Raw genomic sequence first — 1419 nt, 5'->3', positions numbered from 1 at the left:
GTGAACCCGGTGGAGATGCCGAAGTCGATGCGCCCGGGGGCCAGCGCGTTCAGCGAGGCCAAGGCACTCGCCGCCACGGGCGCGATGCGATTCCCGGGAATCAGCACGCCCGTGGCGAGCCGGATCTTGGAAGTCTGCACGGCCGCCGCGCCCATGGCCACGAACATGTCGGCGTTGAGCATCTGCGTGTCGAAGAACCACGCCCGCGCGTAGCCAAGTTCTTCGGCGCGCTTCACGACCTTCCACGAATCCGCCGACGTCGCGAGATTGATCCCGAAGTCCATGGTCACGCCCCGAACCGATCACGCATAGACGTCCTCGTCAACCTCGCTGGGCTCTGGGTACGGCGCGGCCAGCGCGAACTGCACGCCGCTGTCGATCTCCGCCTTCACGTCGGCGAGGATCCGCTCGAAGACGCTCGCGTCGGCCAGCCCTTGCCCCGTGAGCCGCCCCGCCAGGGTCAGGAGCGGATCGTGGTTGGTCATCCACTCCCGCTCTTCGTCCTTGGTGCGGTACTCGCGGTTGACGTCGCCGACGTGGTGGCCGTAGTAGCGGTAGGTCTTGCACTCGAGGAAGGCCGGGCCCTCGCCGCGGCGCGCGCGCTCGACGAGGCGGCGCATCGTAGCCCAGACCGCCTGGACGTCCTGGCCGTCGACGCTCTCGGCGTGGATCCCGAAGGCCTGGGCGCGCGCCAGGATCTCGCCGGCGATGGTCTCGCCGCAGGGCGTGTACTCGCCGTAGAGGTTGTTCTCGCAGACGTAGATGACCGGCAGCTTCCAGAGCGCGGCCATGTTCATCGCCTCGTAGAGCACGCCCTGGCCCAGCGCGCCGTCGCCGAAGAAGCACACCGCGACCTGGCCGCTCTTGCGCATCTTGGCCGAGAGCGCGGCGCCGGTGGCGATGCCGGCGGAGCCGCCGACGATGGCGTTGGCGCCGAGGTTGCCCGTCTCCGGATCGGCGATGTGCATCGAGCCGCCCTTGCCGCGGCAGTAGCCCGGCTCCTTGCCGAGCAGCTCCGCGAACATCCGGTTGACCAACGCCCCCTTGGCCAGGCAGTGGCCGTGGCCGCGGTGGGTGCTCGTGATGAAGTCGTCGCGCTTGAGCGCCTCGCAGACGCCGACCGCGACCGCCTCTTCGCCGACGTAGAGATGGGCCAGGCCGGGCATCTTCGCGCTCTTGTACAGCTCCTGCACCTGCTCCTCGAAGGCGCGAATCTTGGCCATCTGGCGGTACATGTGGAGGTTCTGCTCCAGCTCCATCCGCGGCTCGCTTGCCTGGGTCGTCATGGCGGAAGGCTGCGACAAGCGGCGACGGGAGTCAAGGCGCGACTCGCCAGGCCGTGAGATGCTGGCTCGGGAGGTCAGGCACATGGCCGACGACGTGCAGGCGGAGCTGGAGCGACTCAAGGCCGAGAACGCG

Annotated in this window: 2 protein-coding genes; both read right to left on the bottom strand. The window is 68.9% G+C overall.

What is annotated here, in order from left to right; genetic code table 11:
- Positions 1-284: LLM class flavin-dependent oxidoreductase (locus tag Q8Q85_11695; GenBank protein ID MDP3774918.1), on the bottom strand; the 284-nt coding region annotated here is incomplete at its 3' end.
- 18 nt (positions 285-302) lie between these two features.
- Positions 303-1286 carry a thiamine pyrophosphate-dependent dehydrogenase E1 component subunit alpha gene (locus Q8Q85_11690; protein MDP3774917.1) on the bottom strand — a complete coding sequence of 328 codons (984 nt, stop codon included), beginning with the start codon at positions 1284-1286 and terminating at the stop codon, positions 303-305.
- Positions 1287-1419: the final 133 nt, after the last annotated feature.

The organism is Gemmatimonadales bacterium (genome assembly GCA_030697825.1).
Taxonomy (GTDB): domain Bacteria; phylum Gemmatimonadota; class Gemmatimonadetes; order Gemmatimonadales; family JACORV01; genus JACORV01.
This window is presented reverse-complemented; position numbering and strand designations above follow the sequence as displayed.